Raw genomic sequence first — 25,839 nt, 5'->3', positions numbered from 1 at the left:
AGTGCCGGAGCCAAGTTTCCTTTCGGTATCCTACTTTAAAAACAAAATTAATGAAAAAGATAATCATAATTTCTCTACTGTTATTTTCCGGTTGGATGTCTGCCGGGGCAGTTGACTTGAACAAAGAAAACCGTGACCCCAAGTATGTGGAGTCTATCATCAATCGTTCGCAAAAGATTGTCGATAAACTTGGAATTACGGATGCGAAAGTGGCTGAAGACGTCCGTAATATCATTGCCAATCGTTATTTCGAATTGAACGATATTTATGAAGTGCGCGATGCAAAAGTCAAAAAAGTAAAAGAATCGGGATTGACCGGTGATGCTAAGGCTGAAGCATTAAAAGCTGCCGAAAATGCTAAGGATGCAGCGTTATATCGTTCTCATTTTGCGTTTCCCGCGAATTTATCTCTTTTTCTTGACGAAAAGCAGATAGAAGCTGTGAAGGACGGCATGACCTATGGAGTGGTGAAAGTGACCTACGATTCACATCTTGACATGATTCCTACATTGAAGGAAGAAGAAAAGGCACAAATCTATGCGTGGCTGGTAGAAGCCCGTGAATTTGCCTTGGATGCAGAAAATTCAAATAAGAAACATGCAGCTTTCGGAAAATATAAAGGTCGTATTAATAATTATCTGACTAAACGCGGATATGACCTCAAGAAAGAACGTGAAGAATGGTACAAACGTGTGAAAGCACGTGGAGGATCTTTATAAGATTCTTTCCCATAATTAAATGGTTAGTTTGTTTGATGATGGAAAGGGTGGCTCGGAGAGTCGCTCTTTTCTCGTATATAAATTCAGAATCTGACGAATCTTCGAATCTGTTTGAGTACAAATGAGGGCTTTTATCGTCTTTTCCATATATAAGGATACAATTTTGATTATAATAGAAATGAAAAAGTTAAGAAATACATTAGCTGCAATAGGTATTTTGTTCTTGGCTTCTTGTGGGGGAAGCAAAGACTATTATATGTTCACTTCATTCCACGAACCCGCTGACGAGGGGCTGAGATATTTATATAGCGAAGACGGAATGCATTGGGACAGTATTCCCGGAGTTTGGCTGAAGCCGGAACTGGGACAGCATCAACTGATGCGCGACCCTTCCATGGTACGTACTCCCGACGGGACTTTCCATTTAGTCTGGACTACAAGTTGGAAAGGTGATTTGGGCTTTGGTTACGCACATTCCAAAGATTTGGTTCATTGGTCGGAACAACAGATGATTCCTGTCATGGCAGATGAGCCGACCACCGTTAACGTATGGGCTCCGGAGATTTTTTATGATGACGATAGTGAGCAGTTTATGGTGGTATGGGCTTCTTGCGTCCCCGGTCGTTTTGAGAAAGGGATAGAAGAAGAAAACAATAACCACCGTTTGTATTATATCACAACAAAGGATTTTAAGACCATTTCAAAAGCGAAAGTTCTATACGACCCGGGCTTTAGCACAATTGACGCTGTTCTTGTGAAACGGGCTAAGAATGATTATGTGATGGTGCTCAAAGATAATACCCGCCCGGAGCGCAATCTGAAAATAGCTTTTGCAGATTCCCTGACAGGACCTTATTCGTCCGCATCACAACCCTTCACCGAATCCTTTGTAGAAGGACCTACCGTAGAAAAGATAGGGGAGGACTATCTCATTTATTTTGATGTCTATAAGAAGAAAATCTACGGTGCTGTGCGCACAAAGGACTTTAGGAATTTTACAGATATAACGAATGATATAAGCGTACCTGCGGGACATAAACACGGAACAATATTCAAGGCTCCGGAAACAATGGTTAAAACACTGTTGGAAGAAAGCAAGAAGTAATAAATTAAAACCTGAAATAGATCATGAACAACTCTACAAAGATTCTCCTTGCGCTGGCTGCCGGATGGCTGACAGCCACAGTCTCAGCACAAGACAGAATCCATTACACAGGAACAGAAATCTCAAATCCTACTTATCATGACGGGCAACTGTCGCCGGTAGTAGGAGTACATAATATCCAATTGGTGCGGGCAAACCGGGAACACCCTGATGCCTCTAACGGCAATGGTTGGACTTACAATCATCAACCGATGCTGGCGTATTGGAACGGTCAATTCTATTATCAATACTTGGCTGATCCTTCGGACGAACACGTCCCGCCTTCCCAAACCTTCTTGATGACATCAAAAGACGGTTATCAATGGACAAATCCCGAAATTGTTTTTCCACCGTATAAAGTTCCGGATGGATATACCAAAGAATCCCGTCCGGGTATGCAGGCTAAAGACTTGATTGCCATCATGCACCAACGCGTAGGTTTTTACGTCTCTAAATCAGGCCGTTTGATAACGATGGGTAATTACGGTGTTGCCCTGGATAAGAAAGACGACCCGAATGACGGAAACGGCATTGGTCGTGTGGTGCGTGAGGTAAAGAAAGACGGTTCGTTCGGTCCCATTTATTTCATTTATTATAATCACGGATTCAACGAAAAGAATACCGACTATCCATATTTCAAGAAAAGCAAGGACCGTGAATTTGTGAAAGCCTGCCAGGAAATTCTCGATAATCCGCTCTACATGATGCAATGGGTAGAAGAAGCCGATCGTGAAGACCCTATCATTCCATTGAAGAAAGGATATAAAGCATTTAATTGTTATACACTTCCTGACGGAAAAATTGCCAGTCTTTGGAAACACGCGCTGACTTCCATCAGCGAAGATGGCGGACATACTTGGGCGGAACCCGTGCTTCGTGCAAAAGGCTTTGTTAATAGTAATGCGAAAATATGGGGACAACGTTTGAGTGACGGTACATATGCTACAGTGTATAACCCCTCCGAATTCCGTTGGCCGCTTGCTATATCATTGAGCAAAGACGGACTGGAATATACAACGCTGAACCTGGTGCACGGTGAAATCACACCGATGCGTTACGGTGGAAATTATAAATCATACGGTCCCCAATATCCTCGTGGCATACAAGAGGGAAACGGAGTACCTGCGGATGGTGACTTATGGGTTTCTTACAGTGTGAACAAGGAAGATATGTGGATTTCCCGTATCCCTGTACCGGTGGAACTCAATGCTTCCGCACATGCCGATGATGACTTCTCGAAATCGAAAGCAATTGCAGAACTTACCAATTGGAATATTTATTCTCCTGCCTGGGCTCCGGTTTCCTTAGACGGACAATGGCTGAGACTGCAAGACAAAGATCCGTTTGATTACGCGAAAGTGGAACGGAAAATTCCAGCTTCTAAAGAACTGAAAGTTTCATTCGATTTACAAGCCGGACAAAATGATAAAGGCACACTTCAGATAGAATTCTTGGATGAGAACGGAATCGCCTGTTCTCGTATGGAGCTGACCAATGATGGTATTTTTCGTATGAAAGGCGGCTCCCGTTTCGCGAATATGATGAAATATGAAGCCGGGAAAAACTATCACGTAGAAGCTGTCCTTTCAACAACAGACCGTAATATCCAAGTATATGTAGACGGCAAGAGAGTAGGGTTGCGTATGTTCTATGCACCGGTAGCGAGTGTCGAAAGAATAGCTTTCCGTACAGGTGCACCACGTACATTCCCGACGGTAGATACTCCCGCTGACCAGACTTATGATTTGCCGAATGCAGGTGAACAGGAACCTTTGGCTGAATATCGCATAGCCAACGTGAAAACATCTTCTACAGACAAGGATGCGTTTTCCGCTTTTCTGAACTATGCGGATTTCAGCCATTACGTAGATTATTTCAATGGAATGGAAGATGAGAATATCATCCAGGCTATTCCTAACGCCAAGGCTTCTGAATGGATGGAAGAGAATATTCCTTTGTTTGAATGTCCGCAACGCAATTTTGAGGAAATGTATTATTACCGTTGGTGGTCATTGCGCAAACATATCAAAGAAACTCCTGTAGGATATGGCATGACAGAATTCCTGGTGCAACGTTCCTATTCGGATAAATATAATCTGATTGCCTGCGCCATCGGACATCATATTTACGAAAGCCGTTGGTTGCGTGATCCCCGGTATTTGGATCAGATTATCCATACTTGGTATCGTGGTAATGACGGCGGTCCGATGAAGAAAATGAATAAGTTCAGTTCATGGAATGCGGATGCGGTATTGGCACGCTATATGGTCGATGGTGATAAGGACTTCATGTTGGATATGAAGAAAGACCTGGAGACCGAATACCAACGTTGGGAACGTACAAACCGTCTGAAAAACGGCTTATATTGGCAAGGTGACGTACAAGACGGTATGGAAGAATCCATCAGCGGCGGGCGCAGAAAGAAGTATGCCCGTCCTACTATCAACAGTTATATGTATGGCAATGCGAAAGCACTTTCATTGATGGGAATCCTCTCCGGTGATGAAGGAATGGCGATGAGATATGGCATGAAAGCAGATACTCTGAAAACTTTAGTTGATACCGAATTGTGGAATACACGCCATCAGTTCTTTGAAACGATGCGTACGGATTCTTCTGCTAATGTCCGTGAGGCTATCGGTTATATTCCGTGGTACTTCAATTTGCCGGATACGGCGAAGATGTACGAAGTTGCCTGGAAAGAGATTATGGACGAAAAAGGCTTCTCTGCTCCTTACGGACTGACTACTGCCGAACGCCGTCATCCGGAATTCCGTACGCGTGGAGTGGGTAAATGTGAATGGGACGGAGCTATCTGGCCGTTCGCTTCTGCACAGACATTGACGGCAATGGCTAACTTTATGAATAATTATCCGCAGACCGTACTGTCCGACAGCGTATATTTCCGTCAAATGGAATTGTATGTAGAATCGCAATATCACCGTGGACGTCCGTATATCGGCGAATATTTGGATGAAGTGACAGGTTATTGGCTGAAAGGGGATCAGGAACGCAGCCGCTATTATAATCATTCTACTTTCAATGACTTAATGATTACAGGATTGATCGGATTACGTCCGCGCCTGGATAATACGATAGAGGTGAATCCGTTGATTCCGGCAGATAAATGGGATTGGTTCTGTCTGGACAATGTATTGTATCATGGGCATAACCTGACCATTCTTTGGGATAAGAATGGCGACCGCTATCATTGTGGGAAGGGATTACGCATTTTTGTCGATGGCAAAGAAGTAGGACATGCGGATACATTGACAAAAGTTGTTTGCGAAAATGCTTTAAAGTAGACACAAATCATCTATTTCTGACAGAAGAACAAAAGAGCAAAAGTTTTTATAACTATTTATTGATTACTGAATATCTGTTCTTTTGTTCTTCTGTCTAATAAAAAATAATGAAAACGAATAATGGCTTTTAAGAAATATCTTCTTCTTTTTCTTTGTCTACCCTGTATTGTACAGGCGAAGAACATAACAATCACCCGTCTCACCTGTGAAATGCAGGAAGGATTGGTAGTGGTTGAAGGAGCACCCCGTTTGGGATGGGTGATGGAGTCACCGGAAAATGGGACACGACAATCTGCTTATGAGATTGATATTAGGGAAGCTTTCACGGGACGTCAAATCTGGAATAGCGGCAAAGTCAATTCTTCACAGAGCCAGTTGGTTTCAACGGAAGGAGCGGAGATAAGTTCTGATAATCCGTTCAATTATATTTGGCGTGTCCGTGTTTGGGATGAAACGGATACTCCTTCCGAATGGAGTCGTGAAGCGAAGTTCCGTTCTGCCCCCTCAAGACTTTCCGAAGGGAAATGGATTGGAGCTATTACCCGTCAGAATGCACATTTGCCGGAAGGACGTAAGTTTCACGGCAGCGAACTGAAAAAGCCGGAAGTGAAAGCTGCTTGGGAAGCGGTGGATACTTTGGCGAAGAAAAGCATTTACTTGCGAAGAACGTTTTTGCTGGACGATGCGAAAAAAACAAAGACTCATAAGTCTCGTAATGAGCTCCAGAATGAGTTCCGGAATGAGTCCGGCAAGAAAATAGTCGAAGCAACTGCATACGTTTGCGGCTTGGGATTCTATGAATTCTCTTTGAATGGAAAGAAAGTCGGTAATAGTGAGTTTGCTCCACTTTGGAGTGATTATGATAAAAGTGTTTATTATAACACATATGATGTAACGGAACAATTGCGGTATGGTGAGAATGTCGTTGGCATCTTATTGGGGAATGGATTCTATAATGTGCAGGGGGGACGTTATCGCAAGTTGCAGATAAGTTTTGGCCCTCCCACACTTTTATTTGAATTAGTTATCAATTATGAGGATGGAACACGTACAATCGTCCGTTCTGATAATGAATGGAAATATGATTTGAGTCCGGTAACGTTCAACTGTATTTACGGTGGTGAAGATTATGATGCCCGCCGCGAACAGAAAGGATGGAATCAGGCAAGATTTGACGATAGCCATTGGCGCTCGGTGGTAATGCAGGAAGCACCTAAAGGAATGCTCCGTCCACAGATGGCGCCACCTGTGAAGATAATGGAACGATATGATATCCAAAAGGTGACCAAACTGAATGCTGACCAAGTGGCGGCTGCTTCCAAATCGACCAAACGGACAGTAGACCCTTCTGCTTTCGTACTGGATATGGGACAGAATTTAGCAGGTTTCCCCGAAATAACAGTACGTGGAAAACGTGGACAAAAAGTAACTTTGCTAGTAGCTGAAGCATTGACTGATGAAGGCGCTTGTAACCAACGCCAAACGGGACGCCAGCATTATTATGAATATACATTGAAAGGCGATGGTGATGAAACCTGGCATCCTCGTTTCTCCTATTATGGTTTCAGATATATCCAAGTGGAAGGTGCCGTATTGAAAGGACAGAAGAATCCGCAAAAGTTGCCTGTACTGAAGAATATCCAATCCTGTTTTGTCTATAATTCGGCAAAGAAGGTATCTACATTCGAATCATCCAACCGTATATTTAATGCCGCCCATCGTTTGATAGAGAAAGCAGTTCGCAGCAATATGCAATCTGTTTTTACAGACTGCCCGCACCGCGAAAAGCTGGGATGGCTGGAACAGGTACATCTGAACGGTCCGGGACTGTTGTACAATTATGATTTGACAGCCTACGCTCCACAGATTATGCAGAATATGGCGGACGCGCAACATTCCAATGGAGCAATGCCGACCACGGCCCCGGAATACGTGGTTTTTGAAGGTCCGGGAATGGATGCTTTCGCAGAATCTCCCGAATGGGGCGGTTCTTTGGTCATTTTCCCGTTTATGTATTATGAAACGTATGGAGATGATTCGTTGATAAGGAAGTATTATTCGAACATGCGTCGTTATGTTGATTACCTGAAGACACGTGCGGACAACGGTATCCTTTCTTTCGGACTGGGAGATTGGTATGATTATGGAGATTTCCGTGCCGGATTTTCCCGGAATACGCCTGTGCCACTGGTGGCTACCGCACATTATTATATGACTGTCATGTATTTGATAGAAGCTGCAAAGATGGTAGGCAATGATTTTGATATTCGTTATTACAGTTCTTTGGCAGAAGATATACGAATTGCATTTGGCAAACGTTTCCTGAACAATGATACGGCGCAGTATGGTACAGGAAGTCAGTGCAGCAATGCACTTCCCTTGTTCCTTCATATGACGCAGGATAAGAAGGTATTTATGAATCTGCTTAAAGATATAGAAATACACGGCAACCGGCTGACCACCGGAGATGTAGGTAATCGTTATCTGATTCAGACATTAGCCCGCAACGGTCAGCATGAATTGATATATAAAATGTTCAACCACGAAGAAGCGCCCGGCTATGGTTTCCAACTGAAATTTGGCGCAACAACCCTGACTGAGCAATGGGACCCGCGTCAAGGCTCTTCCTGGAACCACTTTATGATGGGGCAGATTGACGAATGGTTCTTCAATTCATTGGTCGGCATCCGTCCTTATGCCACATCTGAATTCGGAAATCAACAAAACAATCCGAAGCAAGGTTATCAGAAATTTATCATTGCTCCGGAACCTGTGGGGGATTTGAAGTTTGTCAAGTCATCATATGAAACTTTATATGGCACTATCATTGTGGACTGGACTCGTCAGGACGGAACTTTCACATTGAATGTATCTGTTCCTGTGAATACCACCGCAGTTGTTTTTCTTCCGGGAGAGAAAGAACCGAAAGAGGTACAAAGTGGAACATATAAATTTGTATGTGCAGAATAAGGAAATCTTTGCATATATTTGTAGCATGCCTTAAAAAATCATGCTGCATCTTTGAAAAAATCATTGCAATGATTAATAAAAACATTGGGAAGAAAAAATAAATCTATTAGCATGATTTTTTAGAAGGTAACGGAGAAATTATACTTTAATTATATAGACTATGAATTTACGAATAACTCTTATTTCTTTTCTTTGCTTCTGTGCAGCAACAGTTCTTCGTGCCGAACGTGTAGACATGTTGAAAGCCGGTGCAAAAGCAAATGGCAAGACCCTTAATACAAAGTTAATCAACACCACAATCGACCGTCTCAATCGTGGTGGCGGTGGTACGCTGTTCTTCCCTGCGGGAACTTACCTGACAGGAAGTATCCACATGAAAAGTAATATCACACTGGAACTGGAAGCCGGGGCTACTTTGCTCTTTTCCGACAACTTTGATGATTATCTTCCCTTTGTGGAAGTCCGTCACGAAGGAGTGATGATGAAAAGTTTCCAACCTTTGATTTATGCGGTAGATGCCGAGAACATAACTATCAAAGGAGAGGGTACATTGGACGGGCAAGGCAAGAAATGGTGGATGGAGTTTTTCCATGTCATGATTGACCTGAAAGATAATGGTATGCGTGATATAAACAAATACCAACCCATGTGGGATGCCCAAAACGATACGACTGCCATTTATGCCGAAACGAATAAAGATTATGTGAATACCTTGCAGCGTCGCTTTTTCCGCCCACCGTTTATACAGCCGGTTCGTTGTAAGAGAGTGAAGATTGAAGGAGTAAAAATTGTCAATTCCCCTTTCTGGACGGTGAATCCTGAATTTTGTGAGAACGTGACTATAAAAGGTATTACCATCCATAATGTTCCTTCTCCCAACACGGACGGCATTAATCCCGAATCATGCCGGAATGTTCACATCAGCGATTGTCATATTTCAGTCGGTGATGATTGCATCACAATCAAATCGGGAAGGGATGCGCAAGCCCGCCGTCTGGGAGTGCCTTGTGAGAATATTACCATAACGAACTGTACAATGCTTTCCGGACATGGCGGCGTTGTGATAGGCAGCGAGATGAGCGGAAGTGTACGTAAAGTTACTATTTCCAACTGTGTGTTCGACGGAACAGACCGTGGCATACGTATCAAGTCGACCCGTGGAAGAGGTGGAGTCGTTGAAGATATCCGTGTCAGCAATATTGTGATGAGTAATATCAAGCAGGAAGCTGTCGTATTGAATTTGAAATACAGCAAAATGCCGGCAGAACCAAAGAGCGAACGTACTCCGGTATTCCGCAATGTACATATCAGCGGGATGACTGTTACAGACGTAAAGACTCCTATCAAAATCGTAGGACTGGAAGAAGCTCCTATCTCTGATATCGTATTGCGTGACATTCATATTCAGGGCGGAAAGCAGAAATGTATCTTTGAAAATTGCGAACGCATCACGATGGATGATGTAATCGTCAATGGTGAGGGAATCAAACTAGATTAAAACAGAATCAAATCAATTAGAATATGAAACGAATCCTTTTCACGATGCTTCTTGCCGCATCCCTTTCGGCAGAAGCGCAAACACAAACATACGAGGCGGAATTTGCCCGTCCCTTGAATGAAGTGCTGACGGATATCCAAAACCGTTTTGGAATCCGCTTGAAGTATGATATTGATACGGTAGGCAAAGTATTGCCTTATGCTGATTTCCGTATCCGTCCTTATTCGGTGGAAGAGTCGCTGACAAATGTATTGGCACCTTTTGATTATAAGTTCGTCAAGCAGAAAGGGAATATGTATAAGCTGAAAGCCTATGAGTATCCACGTCGTACAGATGCAGACGGGGAAAAGATGCTGGCTTATCTTAATACGCTATATGCGGACAAACAAGCTTTCCAGCTTCGTGCCGATTCTCTAAAAAAGGAAGTCCGCCAACGCTTGGGGCTGGATGCTTTACTGGCTCAATGTGTGAAATCAAAGCCTATCCTTTCAAAGGTACGTAAGTTTGACGGATACACCGTACAGAATTTTGCGCTTGAAACGTTGCCCGGTTTATATGTTTGCGGTTCTATCTATACACCTCAATCAAAAGGAAAACATGCATTGATTATCTGTCCGAACGGACATTTCGGTGGCGGTCGCTATCGTAAAGACCAACAGCAGCGTATGGGAACACTTGCCCGTATGGGAGCTATTTGTGTAGATTATGATTTGTTCGGATGGGGCGAATCTATCCTGCAGGTAGGAAGTGCGGCACATCGTAGCAGTGCGGCGCATACTATTCAGGCTATGAATGGTTTGCTGATTCTTGAATCTATGCTTGCTTCCCGCAAGGATATCGACACTAGCCGTATCGGAGCGAATGGTGGTTCGGGCGGCGGCACGCATACTGTTTTGCTAAGCGTGTTGGATGACCGTTTTACGGCTTCCGCACCGGTTATAAGTCTGGCTTCTCATTTCGACGGCGGATGTCCTTGTGAAAGCGGGATGCCTATCCAACTTTCGGCAGGTGGGACTTGCAATGCGGAGTTGGCGGCTGCTTTTGCCCCCCGTCCGCAATTAATTGTTTCGGATGGCGGTGACTGGACGGCAAGCGTACCTGCTTTGGAATATCCATATTTGCAACGGATATACGGCTTCTACAATGCAACGGATAAAGTAACCAATGTGCATCTTCCGAAAGAAAAGCACGACTTTGGTCCTAATAAGCGAAATGCAGTTTATGACTTCTTCGCGGACGTATTCAATTTGGATAAAAAGATGCTGGATGAAAGCAAAGTCACAATTGAGCCGGAATCTGCGATGTACAGTTTCGGAGAAAAAAGCGAACTGCTTCCTGAAAATGCTATCCGTTCATTTGATAAAGTAGCTGTTTACTTTGACAAGAAGGCTCAGGGAAAGAAGAAATAAAATGAGGGAATAGAGCTATGCTTTGCGACTGACAAAGCATAGCTTTATCATATCTAAAGCTATGCTTTAGCCCTCAAAAAACGCTGCTATAATTTATGTCTTCAGTAACTTTATTTACTCTATATAAATCATCTTTTTCGTCATTCCCCCGTCTATAGTGATGTTTTCTCCATTGATGAAATCATTGTTTCCTTCACAGAGGAACAGACACATGCGGGCAATATCTTCCGGTTTACCTACCCGGCGTGAAGGATGCTGTGAATGGTCTTCCAGGCGGAGTTGGTCATAATCATGCGTCTGTATCCATCCCGGAGCAATCGAGTTGACTGTGATATTCCATTCGGATAAAGACAAAGCCAATGCATGAGTCAAAGAATAAATGCCACCTTTCGAAGCTGCATAACCTTCACTTCCCGGTTCACTCATCAGGTAACGCGTAGAGCAGATATTTATGATTCGACCGTATGGGTTAGGAGAGGGTTGCCCTTTGCGATGGATGGCAAGCAGTCGGGAAGTGATGAATACAGGGCGCAGGTTAATAGACAGGATTTTGTCGAAATCCTCTACACTTGTTTCTGTGATAGAAGAAAATTTGCTGATGCCGACGTTGTTGATAATAATATCAATATCGTTCCATTCGGTAAGAATGCTTTGCATGCAACTTTCAAGTGCATTTTTATCACTAACATCTACTTTATGGAATATGGCTCCTGTTGATTTAGCTGTCTCCTGTCCCGATGTTTCGTTTATATCACAGAAAGCGACTCGACTACCAGTCCGGCAAAATGCTTCTACTATTGCTTTGCCTATTCCTTCCGCTCCTCCTGTTATAAATACTCTTCTTTTTGAGTCATCTGACTTTGAAGCCATTGGAAGGTGTGAGGTTGATTCGGCCGGGCGGATTGTTGCCGGTTTCTTCTTACCATACTTTTGAGCCTGTTTCCAAGCTGCTTTTCTGGCTTCATATTGTTCCTGCTGTCTCTCTATATAATTATCTGCCATTGTTCTTTTTTTATTGGCAAATGTAAAATATAAAAAGGATATATGCAAAGAATCGACCGTTTGATTGGATAGGAACGACTGCTTAATTCGCAAGAAATGAGCGGTCAATTACAACAAATCGACCGCTCATTTCTGTTAGAACGGGCGGTCGATTTCATTCAGTCTATCGTTCGATATTTAAAACTTTGCCGGATCTATTTCCGCATATTTGATTCGTTGGCGACGCCAAGTGTAAATGGCATGCAGTTTGCCGTCTTTTCCCTGAATAATGCTAGGGTAAGAATATTGGCTGATTGGGCTATCTTCTAATGTAAGAACAGGCTTCCAGTTGGTTCCATTTTCTGATATGGCTATGCAGAGCGGAGTACGGGGGCCTTTCGGAGTTCCGGGCAGTGTAGAGAAGTTGTTATAGATAAGCACATGTCTGCCGTCTTTCATTGTCACTGCGTCCGTACCGGAATTGTTGTTCGGGACATCCAACAGTGTTACTTTACTCCACGTATCGCCATTGTCATTACTCCAAGCAGTCGCAATTTGTGCATTACGTGTACGGCAAAGCACTTGCAGTCTTCCGTCCTTATGCTTCAGAATACTGGGTTGTATAGCATAAATAGGTTTTGCGCCTTCTCCTTTGATGGCTTCTCCACCTTCCTGGTCATCTACGTTCATTCCTCCCTTTTTACGGTTTTGGGTAGGTACGGATAATTCGGCATCCAATGGCTCTACCATTTTCCAGGTCTTTCCTTTGTCATCGGAAATCTCGAAGTGGATGCGCCAGCCCTTACTGCCTTCCGTACTGGAGGGGCAGATAATACGACCATTGACATATTCCGGCTTATTCTTGATAGGTCCCAAGAAACTTTTCGGGAGAGGTTCGCGTTTGCTCCATGTCTTTCCACCGTCACGCGAACGAACCAGCCATCCTGTCCAGTCACTTACTTTCAGACCTATCTTGTAGAACAGAATCAAATCACCACCAGGGACTTGAAAAAGTACCGGATTCCAACAAGCTTTCCGGCGGGCGATAAGTTTTCCTTTTGCGTCTTTTACAGGTGTACAGGTAGAATCAATTCCTGCTAAAGCTGCTTGTGGGTCTTTGAGTGAAAATACCCCGTCGGCGGCAAGTTGGGGAGCAGTCCACTCTTTTGCGCCTTTCGGCTTGCGGCATACCCAGATACAACAGTCGGGATTACGTTCTTTTGTCCCGCCAAAGAAAGAGGCTACAAGGTCGCCGTTCTTCATCTCTACAATGGTAGCCCCATGGCATTCGGGAAAAGATGCTTTTTTGTATAGAAATTCATCACTGAGAATAGCTGTATTCTTAGTAGGTATATCTACACTGAAATGATACTTTCCCGAACCTATTTTCTCTTTTCGTCCATCCGGTAGATGTACTTCGCCCGTTGTATTGGCGGGAAGTTCAATGTCCCATTCGAGATGTGTGGGTGTTTTGCTCCACCGGCTGGTTATCTTTCCGTAAATGCTCATATAGGATGCGTCTACATTGCTTAACTCCTGAATTTCAAAAGCCGGCTGGAAGACAATATGCTTATAACCGGATTTCCAACGGTCGGCACGGATACCTGCCAGATTATTAAAGCACCAAGGCAATAAGTCGCCTAAAAGCATCACGTGGTTTCCACTGTTCATTTCGGGATTTGCCGTGTCACCGTTCCATAATTCCCAAATGGTAGTAGCTCCCTTTTCGACCATATATCCCCAGGAAGGATAGGTCTTGTTGGTGGCAAGCAGGTAAGCCACATCGGCATGACCGCGACGGCTTAATTCACGCAATAGCCATTGTACGCCGATTACTCCGGTACTGATATGTCCTTTATTGGTTGTAATAATGGAAGTTACGGCATTTTTAGCAACCTCTTTGATATAGTTCTTAGGAACCAGTCCGAAAGCAAGCGGCAGGATGTTGGCGGTAACCGTATTATTGCCATAGTAGATGCTGTCCGGGTATAACGCATGTCCCGGTACAGGGGAAGTTCCCTCTTTTATATGTAGGAAACGGGCATTGAACGCATCTTTCATGCGATGCTCCAAGTCTTCCCATTCTTCTGCATCATCCTTTAGTCCTTGTAAGCTTGCAAAACGATGCATCAGTTGTAGCACTTTCAGATAATAAGCGGTGGCGATTAGTGAACCGTCCGTTTTGCGGGAAGGGTCTTTGCTGTGGATGAGTTCTAATGATTCGGGCGGAACACACCAGTCACCATATTTGTCTTTGGTGATAATGTATTCCTCTGTCATGTAGTATTCACGGATATGGGACACCCATTTCTTGATAGCCGGATAATTCTCTTCTATCGGGCGTTTGTCTCCGAAATTGGTGAAAAGCATATCGCAAGCCATAGGCAGTGCAGCAGGCCAGGTCACATTATCCGAGTAATAGTTCCAATAGGCAGGGGCTACGTCGGGGATACAACCATCCTCACGTTGTGCTTCGCAGATGTCACGCGCCCATTTGGTGTACATGGCATGATTATTGAACAGCATACTTTCTCCCCAGCATCCCATGGTGCGGTCACCTAGCCAAGGCTGGCGCTCATTGCGTTGGGGGCAATCTATTGGCATGCCTTTATAATTGCTCCGGATACCCCAAAACGCATTACGGACAATCTTGTTCAAAGTCTCGTCGGAACAATTGAAAGAACCTGTATGTTCCATTTCATCTTCCACTACTTCGGCTACAAAATCCTCAGCTTTCGCATCCGGATAACCGCCAACTTCTACATAACGGAAGCCATGATAAATAAAACGGGGTGCCCAAGTGGCATCTTTTGTTTCGTGTCCGCTTGTAATATATACGTCTGTGGAACGGGCATCACGCAAATTCCTGGTAAATAGTTCACCATTAGCTTGCAAAGTTTCCGCGAAACGGAGACGGATGCTGTCACCCGCCTGTCCCTTAATGCGGAAACGTACCCAACCTGCCATATTCTGACCAAAGTCCAGAATATATTTGTCACCGAGCTTTTTGATAGAAGCGGGTTTTAAGGTATCCATGACTTTCATCCCCGGCATCATCTGGGCACGCAATGTTCCCGAAGGAATACTGACGCGCTGGGCAGGCATCCAGTTCTTGTCATCGTATCCGTTTTGCGTCCAGTTTCCCAGTTCCTTGCGGGCGTCATATTCTTCACCGTCATATTCGTTGTTGCTGCGGATGGGGCCTTCGGTAGTCAGTTTCCACGAAGTATTAGTGGAAATTGTTTCTTTGCTGCCGTCCGTATATTCCACAATCAGGTTTAGCCGAAGCTTGGGATAGCCGAATGTCGGTATCTTGTACGGTTTATAATTCTGACGCATGGTATAGAAGCGGCCGTTACCTAGGGTAACGCCTATTGCATTCTCTTTCTGAAGTTGTGAAGTGACGTCGTAGGTATTATACAGAAGTGTTTTCCGATAGTCGGTAGGAGCGGGTGCCAATACCTGTTCTCCGATACGCTGTCCGTTGATAAACAATTCATAAAGTCCCATTCCGGCAATGTGTATCGTTGCGCGTTTCACTTCTTTGTTCAAAACAAATTCTTTGCGAAGGTAACGGGCTGCCAGACGGCTCCATTGGGTTTCACTATCACCCGGAGCGGCACGGTCCAATCCAATCCACTGACCTTGCCAGTCTGCTTCGTTGAGTAATCCCATAGTCCAGAAAGCCGGAGTGCTCCAGTCTGCTTCACCTTTGTTGGTATATACTTTCACTTTCCAGTAGTAGGGGGCATTGCGTTTTAATGACTTTCCCTGGTAAGTGACCCATTGGGATGCGTCGGACTCTATTTTTCCCGAATCCCAACAATCACCTTTTCCCTGTGCCAATAGCTCGGGAGAAGATGCAACAAGAATGTGATACGCTGTTTGTATCACATTCTGTTCATTGGATTCGATGCGCCAACCTAGTCGGGGTTGGCGCGTGTCAATACCTAATGGATTCTTCAACTGCTCTGTCCGCAAGTCGGCTATGCCTATGGCTGCATGTAGCGAACCCGCAAAGAACAGGAGAGAAAATATAGATAATATAAATATTCTTTTATTCATGAGCGTTGATTATATAGAGTGGCTACTAACTTTATGTAGCTAATTTGTACCGAATGGAAACTAAGAGCCGGCACCTTGCCGGTTCTGGGCGGGAAGTTCCGTCCAGTCCTTATTCAGATAATCTTTACTGCTGTCTACAACAATCAGCACATGATCGTTTCCGCTGCAATAACTGCTATCATGCTGGAATTTGTGCACACCATTATCAAACTCGCCGATATATTCCAGTTTGCCGTCTTTCGTTGTGTACCACCAGGCATTCTTCTTTGCGCCGCTGATTTTGGTGAAATCAATTTCCATCGGACGTCCGGTATAGTTATATACCATCAGATAATCATTACCGCGTGTAGCGATGGCACGGTCGTAACGTTCACCGTTCTGACCTGCGATAATGGACTGATCCGGCACGCGTTCAAAGAACGGGAAAGTCAGCATCAGGTTTTTCAGATATTTCATTTGGTTAAAGCCCGGGTCGTTCAAAGCATCGTACCAGGGTTTCTTGGCTCCATAGGCACCGCCTACACCCGGCTTGATAAACTGCATGATGGAATTATGACCGTATGTATGTCCGAAAGAACCTGCAAATACAGACCAATAAGCATAGCGACGTACATCATAATCTTTCCATAACAGTTCATTTTCATCGTGCAGGCCGTGAGGGATTTCTTCGTAAATGGGTTCTCCGTCAATCACGGGTTTCATCGGCTTCATAGCCATGCTACGTTCAACAAAACGCCAGTTGTCTTCTTCTGTATTTTCTTCGATAGGATAATCGCCATCACCGAAACGTTGTCCGTAGCGACGGTGTCCGCTTTGGAACATATTGAAATCCAGCCATGGAGCGTTGTTGAACCAGGTTGCCGAGGTCGTTCTGCCGCGCGGGTGGAAAGTCATCAAGTGATTCTTGTCGATAGCCTTGATAGAGGTTGCCAATGCTTCCCATTCGTCTGTTTTCACGTCGCCGCGAATATCCCCACCGATAAACCAGATAATGTTCGGTTCGTCTTTATAACGTTCTGCCAGGAATTTGCCATAGGCTTTCGCCTGTTCTACAGTCATTTCACCACGGTTCACAGGGCTTCCCCATATACAAACCATACCGATGTACTGTCCCTTTTTGGCCGCTGTACGAATGATATAATCCATGTGATCCCAATAACCATATACACCTTTCTGGTTGATATTCTTGAAGTTATATCCGTCTATCATGGAATATTGTCCGTAGATATTCATGGATGGAACATTATTCATTGTCTGAACTTGAATCACATTGTATCCGCGACGTTTGCACTGTTCCAGATAATATTCGGCTTCGTCACGGTTCAATCGTTCGGGGAGCAGCCATCCTGTTTCTCCGAGCCAGAAAAAAGGAGTGCCGTTTTCGTGTTTCAGGTAGCGTCCCTCTTCGGAAACGACGAGTTTGCCATTGTCCCAGGGGATATACGTTTTTTGTGTTTTCTTTTGTGCTGCGGCCGTAGTAGCCAGTGTCAATAACAGCAACAAAAGAGGAAGAATCTTGAATTTTCTCATTGTATTTTATCGTTTTTAGTTTATTGTACTAATGATTCCGTCCCTGAATATTATTTTTTCTCCATCATTTTTTCATACTCGATAGCAGCCAAAATGAATGAGCCTACCGATTTAGGATCGTTTTCGATAATCGGTTCACTGATATAATATTCGAATGAGCCGTCACGGTATCTTTTAGAGTCTCCACCCAATCCGGCAACTGCACAGCAGTTGGTGATTGTGTAGCTGCCGTCTTCTTCAAGACGGGTGAATGTCTTGATCATACCCTCGAAGGCTTTTTGTGTGGGTTCAATATATTCTTTGCCGATATATCCTTTATTGATAGCTTTGGCAAGTGTGTAAATAAATAAGGCAGTTGCCGAAGATTCCAGATAATTCCCTTCGCGTGCTCCTTGGTCGGTTACTTGATACCAGGTGCCCGATTGAGAATCTTGATATTTTACCAGTGTCTTGGCTAGTCCTTGAAGAATCTGCATCACACTGTCGCGTCCGGCAGTTTCCTGTGGAAGATAATCGAGCACATCGACAATGGCGGCTCCATACCATCCGATACTGCGGCTCCAGAAGTTAGGAGAGCAGCCTGTTTCGGGATTTGCCCATTTCTGGTCGCGGCTTTCGTCCCAGCCGTGATAATAAAGTCCGGTTGCGGAATCATAAGTCTTGCGGTTTATAAGAAGAATCTGCTTCACGGCTTCGTCAAATAAGCCCGGTTCATTAAAAGTTGCACCGTATTGAGCTAAGTATGGGGAAGCCATAAAGATTCCGTCCAGCCACATTTGGTGCGGGTATCTCAGTTTGTGCCAGAATCCGCCTTCGCTTGTGCGGGGTTGTTCCGCCATTTGTTTGCGTAAGGTATCCATGGCAATCTTGTAACGTTCGTCTCCAGTCTGTGCGTAAAGGTCAAAAAGAATCTTGCCACCGTTGACATTATCAATGTTGAATGAAAGGTATTTCATGGTTTTGATATGCCCGTCGGTATCAATCAGACTGTCAGCATAGATTCTGGCATAATCATAGTAGGCGCTGTCGCCCGTATGTTTCCATTCTTCGAGCATGGACTTAACCACAAGACCGTGGGTATATCCCCAGCGTGGTTTCTTGGCTTTCTCAATCATCCAAGGTTCGGGAAAACGCTTCATTTCGGAGCGTGCCATACGTTCACTCCACTTTTCCGTCTCTGCTTTCTGAGGGGTCGTGCATGCGATAAAACAAGCAGCTCCGCAAGCGACAATCAGTTTTAATAAGTTTCTGTTCATATCGGTTGAGTTATTATTTTCCTGTCAATATATATTCCTGTCCTGCTTTGGTGGGCAGGTCATATAAATAGGTATCTGCAACAACCACTTTATTCAGGTTGGCTTTTTCGTTGATTAATGGTTCGGGAATGGCAGGAACAGCATAGAGAGGATTCATGTTTTCTCCTTTGGCACGTTTCAGTCCTTTGCCTGTCAGCGGGTTGAGTGAGCGTAGGCGACAGTTGCCGCCTTTGTGGGATTTTATGACTAAGCGGCTTACTTTCCCGTTTTTCCAACTCAAGTCGAGTTCAAAACCACCACGGGCAATAATACCTTTGACAGAACCTTCTTTCCAAAGGGTGGGAAGCGCAGGAAGCAGGTAAATAAAACCATCGTAGCTTTGCATCAGCATCTCGGCGATACCCGCGGCACAGCCGAAGTTACCGTCAATTTGGAAAGGCGGGTGTGCATCGAACAGGTTAGGGTAGGTACCACCTTTTTTCTTTTCGTTGCGTACAAGGGTTAGCTGGTCTGTAATTAGTTTGTAGGCATGGTCACCGTCAAGCAGACGTGCCCAAAGACATACTTTCCATCCCATGCTCCAACCGGTCGAAGGATCTCCGCGATGAATGAGCGAAGTGCGTGCGGCATCGAATAATTCGGGAGTACGGTAAGGAGAAATCTGGTTGCTGGGGAATAGTCCGTAAAGATGGGATACATGACGGTGTACATCATCCGGATCGTCCCAGTCGAACATCCATTCTTGTAACTGTCCCCAATGTCCCACTTGCATGGGGGCCATTTCCTTGAGGCGTTGTGACAGGTGAGTGGCAAATTCTTTATCAGTATCCAGTATTTTGGATGCCGAAACAATGGCAGTCCAAAGGTCGAAAATCAATTGATTGTCCATTGTGCATCCGGCGGCTGTCGTTGCTTTGCCGTTACTGCCGGAATGTACATTCTCCGGTGAATTACTGGGGCATACTACCAGCCAACCGTGTACAGGCTCTTTTACCATGATTTCATCAAAGAAACGTCCCGATTCTTTTAGTATGGGATAAACGGAACGCAGGAAATTGACATCTCCCGTGTATAGATAACGTTCCCAAAGATGGCGGCAAAGCCATGCTCCGCCACTCGGCCACATACCTGAAGGTGCTTTGTCGATTGCACCTGTGACACGCCAAATGTCCGTATTATGATGCAATACCCAGCCGTCGGCTCCATACATGATTTTAGCTGTTTCCTTTCCTGTTTCGCTCACTTCCTTTATCAGCCGGAAAAGAGGTTCGTTCAGTTCGCTCAGGTTCGTAACTTCCGAGGGCCAGTAATTCATCTCCAAATTGATATTGCAGGTGTATTTGCTGTCCCATGAAGGGAATAGTTTGTCGTTCCAGATACCTTGCAGATTGGCAGGTTGCCCGCCCGGTTGGGAAGAACAAATCAGCAAGTAGCGTCCGAACTGGAAATAAGTGGCAACCAAATGAGCATTATTCGTTTCTTTGAAATTCTCTACCCGTTTGTCGGTCGTCACATTTTTGTATTGATCTTCTCCTAAATCTAAAGTTACTCTGGTCAAGTATTTGCGGTAGAAATCAATATGATTTTTCTTGGCTTCCGCGAATGGGCGTGCCATTGATTTAGACAAGTAATCTCTGGCACGTTCTATCTGATTTGCAGTGATGTCGAGATAATTGTTGAAGTTGGTGGCAATGGATACATAGACCGTGGCTTCATCAGCTCCTTCAACGGAAAGGACACCATCGGCACATGCTATCTTCCCCCCTTTGTTTTTTGCCGTCAGTCTCCCTTGGAACTCCACTTTCCCTTTGAGCCCCTCATGCCAGGAAGATACTCCGGAAAGTGTCACGCAATTTTCCTCTTCGGAAGCTATCATTACATCTTGGTGTGGCGAAGTAAGTTGTGCGTTGAAAGTAATTTGTCCGGGACGGTTGGCAGTCAGCCTGACCATTACTACCTGGTCGGTAAATGAAGTGAACGTTTCACGTTGATACTGCACTCCGTCTACTTCATAACGGACGATGGCACGTGCCGAGTCCAAACTTAATTCCCGGTAATAATTGGAATAACGGGTATGTCCGGGAAAAGCGATTCGCAGGTCGCCGAAGCTTTGATATGGCATACCCGAATTGGTCTTTGCCATTACTTTCTCTGTTGCAAGAGTCTGCGCTTCCAGATATTTTCCGGCAAACACCAGTTCGCGCACTTTCGGGACATACTCCAGTGCGTTCGGATTGGCGTTATTGTTGGGACGTCCTGCCCAAATGGTTTCTTCGTTTAGTTGTATTTGTTCTGTGCCCGGTGTTCCATATACCATAGCTCCCAGGCGACCGTTCCCTAGGGGTAAAGCTTCGGTCCATACCTGTGCGGGACGGTCGTACCATAATTTATATTCCTGCGTGGCTACTTTCTTTTCCTGTGCATGAATACAACTTACAGACACCATAACAAACAGATATCCGATTAATCTCTTTTTATTCATTTCTGTCCAATTGCTTTTATACTTTTATAAAAGGACGATTGGAGAAGATTTTTGTACCCATATTCCGTGAAACATCTTGCCTCGGAAATGTGTTTATAAAGATATGGATGCTATTTTATTCTTATATTTTCAACAGGTTGTTGTTTGACAATATCCATCGGTATAGCTTGATAACGTACAGTGGAGAAATTAATCGAATGTAAATCGATACTGCGTATAGCGCTATTGTACATAGTACGGAAATAAATGATTCGATTGGCTATGTCCGTAGCTGAAGTCCATTGGGTAGCGCTTGGAATATTTGCCGGAATTTCTCCTGCCGGAAACTCTATCCCTTCCGGTATATCAAAATTGTTCAGTATTTGGAAACATTGAAGAACGGTCTTTAAAGCAGTATCCTGTTGGGGAGCCGTTGCCTGATAAAAAGCGGCACGTACAAAACGGGAGGGTGGAGTTATGTCGCCAGGAATACCTAGAAAGCCGCTTCCGGAGCCGAAAGCACTTAATTCTATATTACCCAAACGTTTGGCCGGAGCTGATCCGGGGTATAGGTTGACATAATTATTGAGATTCGTCAGATGCCATTCAAAACCGGGAGAATTTGTCAGCACTCCCAACTTATTCTCATAAAAATGGGGGATGCCCTGAACTATCTCCAAAACCACCTGTCGACCGGAAGCGTCAGTAAAACGCCAATGAACAGTAGATGCTTGTGGGATAAAATTAATCACGTGTACTTCTTGAACTGCTTTTTTCACTTCATCCACAGTTTTACATTTTCCCAGAAGCCAGGAAACGAGTTGTAAATCAGAAATACTTTTTGCTTTCTCTGCCGGATTGTATTTCTCATATTCGCCATAATGAGGAAAATAGAACAATCCTGCTGAAAGTCCGGCTTCGTTCAGACCTTCGGCTATGAATTCTTTTTGTTCTACAGCCAGTCCTACATATCCGTATTGTGCGGCATACAACATTCCGTCAACGCCATCCGGAGTGAATGATTGTTCGGTATACCCTCTTGGAACAATGACATATTGGCTGTTCATGTCACTTCCACCCCATTCAATCGTCCTTGCAACGATAGTAGTGTCATTTTTGCTTTTTAAAGTAATACCTGTGCAGGCTTCTGCAAGAGAAGGAGACAGGAACATAAACAGACAGCCAATGACTACTTGATTAACAGATAAATTCTTCTTCATAATAATTGTTTTTCATTGAAAAACAAATCTGAAGGGAAATTAGTTTATGTGAGTTCTATTGATTTAAGTACATTCGAATAAACTTCAAGAAAAAAAGGAATTATTAAGTTAGTAAAATTAAATACGTTTTTAAAGCCATTAAAATGCAAGAAACCCGCAAACAAACGAGCCTACAGGATGTTATAGAACTGAATCATTTATAAATCATAAAAATATATGAGTCTTAAGGAATACCAGGAAAAAAGACAATTTGGCAGAACTTCGGAGCCGTCACCGGAAAGTAACTACGGTGCGGGTGAAGTTCTTTTGTAATTGTTGTTATTTTTGATTATCGTATTGATTGCTTCCAAGTGATGAATCGGCACTTCTACAAATGAATGGGTTAAGACTGTAGTCTAAACAGAACGGGTAGAATTGCGATCAAATCCTTTATTTTTTAAGGTAACAGCGTAAATTGTTACCATTTGATAAAAAACACCCATTTATTATGTCGGAAACCACCTGCTTGGTGGTTGTTAAAATGTTTACACTTGCATCGACTTTTGGCATGCATAAAAAATCAGGTGTGTTATGTTGAAAGTGTAACATATTAATTAATTTAATCCGATACTAGTATGAATAATTGTTATCTGAATTGGTTATCAGATTTTCAGGCTTCACTCTTTTTGAGTGCCGGAGCCAATTTAGCAGATAGTAAACAAACTGTTGATGTGATTTTACCCAATATGTCTTTATTAGGATATGTGGTTCCTGTAGAGAGTCTTGGACTCGGGCTATTGGTTTGTTTATTGGTGTATTTCTTGTTGGACTATAATACAAGGTTACAGTCACATGAGAAATATAAGCTTACAGTGAATATGATTCATGCGGTACATACACCATTACTATTATTACAGAACCAGTTGGAAGACATAAAGACTGATAATCTTTCGGAATCCCTTTCTCCCAAGATAGAAGAAGCGTTGAGATATACTAGATGTGTAATAGACTGTAATCATAATGTTGCTACGCTTGACAAAGAGAATGGGAAAATCAAGCCCAAAACATCTACGATTAATTTTGAGCTTTTTACTTATATTACTTCTATTGTAAATCAGTGTCGTCCTTATGCGAAGTCCCGTCGGATACAGTTGATAGTAAGTGAATGTCCAGACTGTGTCAGTTGCAGGATTAATGAGAATATTATGACTGCGGCATTGCAACATCTTCTGAACAAGATGATTCAGAAATCTGCTCCAGGCTGTTGCATTTTCATAAAGATAGCACATACGATAAATTCATGGAAACTCTATATCAGTAATCATAAGATGTTGGAAAAAGAAGGTAAAAGAATGCTTCCTTTTATTCCTCTTATGCTGCCTTTATACGGGTTTAGCGGTTTAAGGACAGTGAGGAAAATTATTCATTTCCATGGTGGAAAAATAACGGGTTTCGGGTATGGCAAAACTGTCACTTTTCGGATTATTATCCCAACAGATTGCAATTGTCAGAATCAGTCATGCCCCGCCAGGAAAAATGTGGCAGACGGAGTGAAGGGTTCTTTCGGTAGTTCTTCCCGGAATGCTGATAATATGAGTCGGAATGCAAAAATCAAGGACGCACCTTGTGTTTTATTAGTTATGGCGGATAGGCGACTCAGTAACTATTTGAAAAAAGATTTGTCGAGATATTTTCGGATTGAGGTTCTTGATAATCCTGAATTGTTAATAAGAACTACAATCCATTTGAATCCTGATGCAATTATTATTGATGACAATGTCAATGGAATAAGTGGAGATGCTCTTTGTTTCCGAATCAAGACGGACAAGATAGTGGGGGATATGCCGGTTGTCCTTTTGATAAGGTCTTTTGATAATGAGAGCTATATGTCTCATATGGGAAGCGGTGCGGACAGGTTGGAATTGCGGATGGAAAGTATTTGTAAATTTAGGGCGAATATATGTATGCTGATTGAAAATCATATGACTATGCGCGAACGGATAAAATGTTTTTTGTCAGATACAGTTACTTCACTGATGCCTGTACAGGAAGAATTGGCAAAAGAAGATTTGGAATTTATGGAAAAAGTGAACGCGATATTGGAAGAAAATCTATCAGAGAAGTATTCTATAGAACAACTTTGTACTGATGTGGGCAAAAGTCGTACGGCATTTTATAGTAAGATGAGAGAACTTACCGGAAAATCTCCGGAGAGTTATATTTATTCATTTAAAATGGATAAAGCACGTATATTTTTAGCTTCCCAGCAGTATACTAACTCGGAAATAGCCGGCATGCTAGGTTATTGTGATGCCAAATATTTTGGAAAAAAGTTCAAGGAATTCTATAACATCTGCCCTTCTGATTATATAAAAAGTATTATTGGGTAAAGATTATTTGTTATGTTTGTTTTGTTTGTGCATCTTCTTTCCGGTGGGAAAGAGGATGCATTTTTTATTTTAATGCATTATTGAATGATTTTTATCTATATTCCATATAAAATACACATAAATGTAGTATCTTTGTGAAAACAATAAGGGTAATTGGAATATATTGTCATAATATATGTTCCAGTATCAGTGCCCAGTTCGAACACGTATTCTTCTCTTAGACATGAATACAATTTGCTATATTCGTGATTATACGGACATTTGCAAAGTGGAACTTACAAACCAGTATTAGGGATAATGATTTTATATAATAGTCGTTTAGCGAAATATTTTCTCGGTAAGAAGAAACATTCTTTTATGATTTTTGGTTGTTACTTTACCCGTTATAAGTATTTGGAAATTTGGGAAGAAATGGAGGCCCGAATTCATTTGAGACAATATACGGAATGTTTTCTCCTCACATTGCTACCAGGCTTGGGATTGTCATTATGGCTATCTTGGTGGTTTATGTTAATGCCTTTGTCTACATATAATTTTCTTTATTGGTGGGAACGGATGATAAGACATCATTCTATCTTTGACTGGGAAGCGATAAAGCATTGTGGAGATACGCTTTACCTGCGAAAAAGAAAATCGTATAGCTGGATAAAGTCCTATTGTAAGAAGAAATTGCCCGCATCGAGATGGGCGGATTAAAGATATGGTCTTAACCGACCGGCTGCCTGTGAAGGTCGCTTTATTGTTTGTTTGTGTTTTGTGCACCTTTTTCTGTTGAAGAAAAAGGTGCACTTTTTTATGGATATATATGGCAAATAAGAAAAGAAAGCAGGAATTGCCGGGCAGGACAGTCTTCGCTTTTGTTTTATTGAGTACAAAATGCGGATAATTACGTCTTTTTCTAAAGATAGAGTG

General features: G+C 43.3%; 14 protein-coding genes. 8 read left to right on the top strand and 6 right to left on the bottom strand.

What is annotated here, in order from left to right; all coding sequences use genetic code 11:
* Nucleotides 1–50: 50 nt before the first annotated feature.
* The 6 genes from CLIN57ABFB40_RS06940 to CLIN57ABFB40_RS06915 all read left to right on the top strand — a co-directional run bounded on the left by CLIN57ABFB40_RS06940 (nucleotide 51) and on the right by CLIN57ABFB40_RS06915 (nucleotide 11,045).
* Nucleotides 51–719 carry a DUF3826 domain-containing protein gene (locus CLIN57ABFB40_RS06940; protein WP_175629467.1) on the top strand — a complete coding sequence of 223 codons (669 nt, stop codon included), beginning with the start codon at nucleotides 51–53 and terminating at the stop codon, nucleotides 717–719.
* A 178-nt stretch (nucleotides 720–897) separates the two neighbouring features.
* Entirely contained in the window at nucleotides 898–1,824 is a 927-nt protein-coding gene (locus tag CLIN57ABFB40_RS06935; protein ID WP_175629466.1) for a glycoside hydrolase family 43 protein, read from the top strand.
* A 23-nt stretch (nucleotides 1,825–1,847) separates the two neighbouring features.
* A complete protein-coding gene (locus CLIN57ABFB40_RS06930; protein ID WP_175629465.1) occupies nucleotides 1,848–5,168 on the top strand; it encodes an MGH1-like glycoside hydrolase domain-containing protein in 3,321 nt (1,106 codons plus the stop codon).
* A gap of 120 nt (nucleotides 5,169–5,288) precedes the next feature.
* A complete protein-coding gene (locus CLIN57ABFB40_RS06925) occupies nucleotides 5,289–8,138 on the top strand; it encodes a glycoside hydrolase family 78 protein (protein ID WP_175629464.1) in 2,850 nt (949 codons plus the stop codon).
* A 160-nt stretch (nucleotides 8,139–8,298) separates the two neighbouring features.
* The gene (locus tag CLIN57ABFB40_RS06920) at nucleotides 8,299–9,636 is read left to right on the top strand and encodes a glycoside hydrolase family 28 protein (protein WP_175629463.1); all 1,338 of its coding nucleotides are present in this window, start codon (nucleotides 8,299–8,301) and stop codon (nucleotides 9,634–9,636) included.
* A gap of 23 nt (nucleotides 9,637–9,659) precedes the next feature.
* Entirely contained in the window at nucleotides 9,660–11,045 is a 1,386-nt protein-coding gene (locus CLIN57ABFB40_RS06915) for an alpha/beta hydrolase family protein (protein ID WP_175629462.1), read from the top strand.
* Nucleotides 11,046–11,159: 114 nt separating this feature from the next.
* Here the strand turns inward: CLIN57ABFB40_RS06915 and CLIN57ABFB40_RS06910 are convergent, their stop codons facing one another.
* The 6 genes from CLIN57ABFB40_RS06910 to CLIN57ABFB40_RS06885 all read right to left on the bottom strand — a co-directional run bounded on the left by CLIN57ABFB40_RS06910 (nucleotide 11,160) and on the right by CLIN57ABFB40_RS06885 (nucleotide 22,558).
* Nucleotides 11,160–12,047 carry an SDR family NAD(P)-dependent oxidoreductase gene (locus CLIN57ABFB40_RS06910; protein ID WP_175629461.1) on the bottom strand — a complete coding sequence of 296 codons (888 nt, stop codon included), beginning with the start codon at nucleotides 12,045–12,047 and terminating at the stop codon, nucleotides 11,160–11,162.
* A 177-nt stretch (nucleotides 12,048–12,224) separates the two neighbouring features.
* Nucleotides 12,225–16,091, bottom strand: a complete 3,867-nt coding sequence (locus CLIN57ABFB40_RS06905; RefSeq protein WP_175629460.1) for a family 78 glycoside hydrolase catalytic domain — start codon at nucleotides 16,089–16,091, stop codon at nucleotides 12,225–12,227.
* A 60-nt stretch (nucleotides 16,092–16,151) separates the two neighbouring features.
* Nucleotides 16,152–17,621: a glycoside hydrolase family 140 protein gene (locus CLIN57ABFB40_RS06900; protein WP_175629459.1), complete on the bottom strand. Its 1,470-nt coding sequence runs from the start codon at nucleotides 17,619–17,621 to the stop codon at nucleotides 16,152–16,154.
* 50 nt (nucleotides 17,622–17,671) lie between these two features.
* Nucleotides 17,672–18,877 carry a glycoside hydrolase family 105 protein gene (locus tag CLIN57ABFB40_RS06895; RefSeq protein ID WP_175629458.1) on the bottom strand — a complete coding sequence of 402 codons (1,206 nt, stop codon included), beginning with the start codon at nucleotides 18,875–18,877 and terminating at the stop codon, nucleotides 17,672–17,674.
* A 13-nt stretch (nucleotides 18,878–18,890) separates the two neighbouring features.
* A complete protein-coding gene (locus CLIN57ABFB40_RS06890) occupies nucleotides 18,891–21,359 on the bottom strand; it encodes a glycosyl hydrolase family 95 catalytic domain-containing protein (RefSeq protein ID WP_175629457.1) in 2,469 nt (822 codons plus the stop codon).
* A 110-nt stretch (nucleotides 21,360–21,469) separates the two neighbouring features.
* Entirely contained in the window at nucleotides 21,470–22,558 is a 1,089-nt protein-coding gene (locus tag CLIN57ABFB40_RS06885; protein WP_175629456.1) for a linear amide C-N hydrolase, read from the bottom strand.
* Between the two features lie 614 nt (nucleotides 22,559–23,172).
* On the opposite strand from CLIN57ABFB40_RS06885, the gene CLIN57ABFB40_RS06880 reads away from it, so the two are divergent.
* A complete protein-coding gene (locus CLIN57ABFB40_RS06880; protein WP_175629455.1) occupies nucleotides 23,173–24,927 on the top strand; it encodes a helix-turn-helix domain-containing protein in 1,755 nt (584 codons plus the stop codon).
* A gap of 297 nt (nucleotides 24,928–25,224) precedes the next feature.
* On the top strand, nucleotides 25,225–25,623 hold the full coding sequence (locus tag CLIN57ABFB40_RS20215; RefSeq protein ID WP_254871716.1) for a hypothetical protein: 399 nt from the start codon (nucleotides 25,225–25,227) through the stop codon (nucleotides 25,621–25,623).
* Nucleotides 25,624–25,839: the final 216 nt, after the last annotated feature.

This window comes from Bacteroides acidifaciens, from assembly GCF_903181435.1.
Classification (GTDB): Bacteria; Bacteroidota; Bacteroidia; order Bacteroidales; family Bacteroidaceae; genus Bacteroides.
This window is presented reverse-complemented; position numbering and strand designations above follow the sequence as displayed.